Genomic DNA, 4,494 nt, shown 5'->3' on the forward strand with positions numbered 1-4,494 from the left:
CTGATCGCCGCCCAGATCGGCGCGAAGGTCGCCAAGGGCGAAATGAAGTGGGGCTGACCATGAGCGAGTTCGCCACCTCCACCGCACCCGCCGACGTCGTACGGCGCCAGTACCTGGCCTCCGCCGCCGGGGACCTCGAAGCCCTGCGCGCCACCCTCGCGCCCGACGTCGAGTGGACCGAGATGGCCGGCTTCCCGCTGGCCGGCACCTACCGCACCCCCGACGGCGTCACCGCCAACGTCATGGAACAGCTCGGCAAGGACTGGGACGGCTGGACCGCCCACGACGACACCTACGTCGTCGACGGCGAGAACGTCGTCGTCCTGGCCCGCTACACCGCGACCAACAAGGCCACCGGCAAAGCGATCGACGTACGCGTCGCCCACCACTTCGTCGTACGCGGCGGACTCATCGTGCGCTTCGAGCAGTTCGTCGACACCGCTCTCGTCCGCGACGCCATGACCGACTGACGCCTCTCCGTACCACCGCGAGTCGGGAGATTCTCGTGTCCGCTGACGACAACAAGGCGCTCGTGATCGCCTTCTACGAGCAGGCGTTCAACGACTACCAGCCGGAACGGGCCGCCGAAGCCCACCTCGGCGACAGCTACACCCAGCACAACCCTGGGGCGCAGGACGGGCCGCAGGCGTTCGTCGGCTATGTCCACTGGCTGCGCGGGCAGTTCCCCGAGCTGCGTCTGGAGATCAAGCGCGTGATCGCCGAAGGGGACTTGGTGGTCACCCACGGCAACCTGCACCTCAAGCCCGGCGACCGCGGCATGGCCGTCGCGGACTTCTGGCGCCTCTCCGACGGGAAGATCGTCGAGCACTGGGACGTGGTCCAGGAGGTGCCGGAGAAGAGCGCCAACGGCAACACCATGTTCTGAGGTCCGTGGTGGCATCCGCGCCGGATCGGGTGCGGATGCCCGTCGGATCGTCGGCCCGCCGCGCGAACGGCCCTCTGCGCGGCGTGACTTCCCGCGCCGTGCAACGATCGCGCCGGGTTCCTCGCGGCGGGCGTGGGTGATCGCGGTCGGCGCCATCACCACGGACAGGCCGGTCGCGGCCGACGGGGGTCAGCACGGGGCGATGCCAGCCGCCGGCGGGACGGATCCGGCCGAGTGCGGCGGCGAACTCCATGATGCCGATGGAGCGGACAGGGAGGGAGCGGACGCCCATCCCCGGAGTGGGGTGGACCAGTGGGTCAGGCGTTGAAGACGGCCTCGGAGCGGTTGCGGTCTTCGTGCAGGTCCCAGTACAGGGGGGCGATCTGCTCGGGTGTGGCCGTCGGGAAGCCCTCGGGTCCGCCCCCGCCGATCCACACGCTGATCGCCACGTGGGCGGCGTGCACACCGCTGCCGGCCAGTTCCTTGTCCAAGTTGATGACCCAGTTGCGCAGGGCCGCAGCGGCGGCGTTGACGTTGCCGAGCATGGGGACGGGATCCACCGACCCGCCGCCAGTGGTGAACAGCAGGGTCCCGGCGCCCGCCTCGCGCATCGCGGGCAGCACCGCTTGGGCCGCGGTGAGGGCGCCGTAGAAGACGTATTCGATCTGCGGCTGCAGATTGTCCACCGTGACCTCGGAGGGGGCGGCCAGGGTGTGACCGGGCACCGGGGAGTGCGGGGCGGGTGAGTACTCCAGTACGTCGATGGCGCCGAAGCGGGTCTTCACGGCGTCCAGGGCGGCGGTCAGGGAGGGCCGGTCCAGGACGTCGGCGGGGAACGCCTCGGCCGTGATGCCTTCCTCACCGAGCTGTCCGACCAGCGTCTGGAGCTTTTCCTTGGTGCGGGCGATCAGGGCGACGTCGAAGCCGCGGCTTCCGAAGGTGCGGGCGATGGCCAGGCCCATACCGGGGCCGGCGCCGACGATGGCAACAGTGGGCACAGTTAGCACTCTTTCTTGTCGTGGTCGCCGGGACATGCGGGGACCGGATGCCCCAGCGGGCGTGTGGATCAGAGATGGGCGGCGTCAGCGACCGGAACCGCGCAGCCGTCCGGGCCGCAGACCGCCGCGTTGTCGCCGGCGACGACAACGGTGGGGTGGGTGTCGTCCCATGCCTGGCGCAGGATGTCGAGCAGCGTGTCGCTGTCCTGCGCTCCGGCGACGGCGTACCGGCCGTCGGTGAGCACGCGCCGGGTCTCCTCGCGCTCCAGGCCGATCTCGTCGGCAAGGTCGAGCAGTTCGTCGAGGCTGAAGACGGGCCGCGCCTGACCGAAGTAGGCCCGGAAGATCGTGTCCCACGCGAGGCGGTTCTTGCCCTCTGCCGAGGCGTGGGCGAGGAACTCGTGGGCGCGCCGGGTGTTGCCGACCTCGTTCTCCAGCACCCGGTAGGGGCTCAGGCCCTCCTGCTCGGCCAATGCCTCGACCCGACCGGTCGCCGCCTCCAGGCGGGCGCCGGCCAGGCCGTAGTTGCGCAGTGTGGCCTCGCGCACGCTGATGACGCTGCCGACCGGGTAACGGTCGCTGAGCGGGAACGAGCGGTGGACCACTTCCACCTGGTCGCCGTGCTCGAACCGCTGCACGGCGCGGTCGAGGCGGTGGCTGCCCAGGCCGCACCAGGGGCAGGTGATCTCGGACCAGATTTCGACGCGCATGACGCACCTCCAATTCCTACTGTTTGTGCGTAGCGCCATGATGGACCAGTATGGAAGGCCGTACAAAAGGCACATCGATGTGCGTGCCGGAAGGGAATGTGCGCCATGGACACCGCAGGCCGAGCCAAAGCCGCCGCAGCCGGGGGGCCGTGCGCCAGAATCCCCGCCGAGCAGATGGACTTCGTCCGGCAGATCCTGGACCGGGTCGGCGACAAGTGGAGCATGCTGGTGATCTCCGTACTGGAAGCCGGCCCCCTGCGCTACACCGAGCTGCAGCGCGCGGTCCCTGGCATTTCCCAGCGGATGCTCAGCCTCACCATGAGCCGGCTCCAGCAGGACGGTCTGGTGACCCGGACCGCCTACGCGGAGGTACCCCCGCGTGTCGAGTACGCCCTCACTCCGCTGGGCGGCAGCCTCCACCACGTGGTCACGTCCCTGATCACCTGGGTCGCGGAGCACCATGCCCAGATCCGCGAACACCGGTCCCCGACCACCACCACACCCTGACGCCCCAGTGCGAGGCGGGCCGTTGGCTTATCGGGGCCGGGGGCATGGTGTCGAGGCGGCCGGTGCTCTCGCCATAGCGGCGGACAGGCTGGGCGGTGGTGTCTGGTTCGAGACAGGGCGTCGGCATGTCGGCGATGACACGTCCCGCGGCGGGAGGTGCTGCGTCGCGCCGACCGCCACATGCGGGCCCGTGGGGCCGGTGTGCGGGTGGTCAAGGTGCTGCGACGGTCGCGGATCCGCCAAGGGATCGAGTCGCGGCAATAGTTACCGCGTGGTTGAATTTCATTCGGAAGGCAAACCGCGGCGGGAGGTGCGGGAACATGGGAGACCCTGTTCGCGATCAGGGCGTACGTGGCTCGAAAACGCCGCGGTTCGCCCTTTGTGCCCGCGCCGGTAGCCGGGCAGGTGTCGAAAATGCCAAGCCTTGGAAGGTTTTGAGAACCGTGATGCGGGATTCGAAAAGAGGAAGCGCCCTGTGACCCAGGCCAAGGCCCGCGGCCCGTACACCAAGACCCCCGCCAGACGGGCCGAGATCGTCCGGGCGGCTCGTGAGAGCTTCGCGGAACACGGATTCACGAAGGCTTCGCTGCGCGACATCGCCGAGCGGGCCGGCATCACCCATGCCGGGCTGCTGCACCACTTCCGCAACAAGGACGACCTGCTGGCCGCCGTGCTCGCCGAACGCGACGCCGAGGAGCGGCAGTACGCCGAGTCACAGGTGCCGGACATGGACCATCTGGCGCCCTACCTCGGCGATCTGCTGCTCCACCATCAGAAGTCCCCCGAACTGATGCGTCTGTGGATCGAGCTCGCGGCGGCCGCCTCCCGTCCGGAGCACCCCGCTCACGACTACTTCGCGCAGCGCTACGCCTGGGGGCGCGAACAGTTCGCCCGAGGCATGAGCGGGAAGGCCGAGCGCGGAGAACTGAACGAAGCGCTCGCCCCCGACCACGCGGCCACGCTGCTCCAAGCCGTGCTCAACGGCCTGCAGTTGCAGTGGCTGCTGGACCAGGATCTCGACATCGTCGGGCCGGTCCGGGCTTTCATGCGGATGACCTTCCCGCAGGCCGCAGAGGCACACGACGAAGAATGAGCCGCGGGCCATCACGGCGCCCGCCGACACGGTGGGCGCCCTGAACGCTCTACAGGCCGAGCTGGCCCGTCGTGAAGCCCATCCGGCATGGCCGGCCGGTGTGAAGGCGATGAGAGATGCTGCCCGCCCAGCGGACCGATCTACACACCACCCCGCGCCGGTGGCGAACCGCCCGCGGCGTCGCCGTCGGCTGTTCCGCTCCCAGCCACCGTGGCGACGGGACCCTCACGGTCGACGTCGTCTCAACTCGCCTTCCCCACGCGCCGGGTGGCGCTGAACCTGCCGGGAGCCAGAGGCTCC

6 protein-coding genes are annotated in these 4,494 nt (G+C 69.6%); 4 read left to right on the plus strand and 2 right to left on the minus strand.

What is annotated here, in order from left to right:
• The first annotated feature begins 59 nt into the window (after positions 1-59).
• Positions 60-470, plus strand: a complete 411-nt coding sequence (locus JF597_RS51555) for a nuclear transport factor 2 family protein (RefSeq protein ID WP_294013557.1) — start codon at positions 60-62, stop codon at positions 468-470.
• Between the two features lie 35 nt (positions 471-505).
• Positions 506-886 (plus strand): nuclear transport factor 2 family protein, encoded by a 381-nt coding sequence (locus JF597_RS51560; RefSeq protein ID WP_294013559.1) that lies wholly within the window; start codon positions 506-508, stop codon positions 884-886.
• A 317-nt stretch (positions 887-1,203) separates the two neighbouring features.
• Here JF597_RS51560 and JF597_RS51565 read toward each other — a convergent pair whose 3' ends face one another.
• Positions 1,204-1,884, minus strand: coding sequence for an SDR family NAD(P)-dependent oxidoreductase (locus tag JF597_RS51565; RefSeq protein WP_294013561.1), 681 nt, complete (start codon positions 1,882-1,884; stop codon positions 1,204-1,206).
• A gap of 68 nt (positions 1,885-1,952) precedes the next feature.
• Entirely contained in the window at positions 1,953-2,594 is a 642-nt protein-coding gene (locus JF597_RS51570) for a DsbA family protein (RefSeq protein ID WP_294013564.1), read from the minus strand.
• Positions 2,595-2,699: 105 nt separating this feature from the next.
• Between JF597_RS51570 and JF597_RS51575 the strand changes: the two genes are divergently transcribed.
• Together JF597_RS51575 and JF597_RS51580 are read left to right on the plus strand one after the other, a co-directional pair.
• Positions 2,700-3,101 carry a helix-turn-helix domain-containing protein gene (locus JF597_RS51575; RefSeq protein ID WP_294013566.1) on the plus strand — a complete coding sequence of 134 codons (402 nt, stop codon included), beginning with the start codon at positions 2,700-2,702 and terminating at the stop codon, positions 3,099-3,101.
• A 475-nt stretch (positions 3,102-3,576) separates the two neighbouring features.
• Positions 3,577-4,194, plus strand: coding sequence for a TetR/AcrR family transcriptional regulator (locus JF597_RS51580; protein WP_294013569.1), 618 nt, complete (start codon positions 3,577-3,579; stop codon positions 4,192-4,194).
• Positions 4,195-4,494 lie beyond the last annotated feature (300 nt).

The sequence above is a fragment of the Streptomyces sp. genome (assembly GCF_019510245.1).
Lineage (GTDB): Bacteria > Actinomycetota > Actinomycetes > Streptomycetales > Streptomycetaceae > Streptomyces.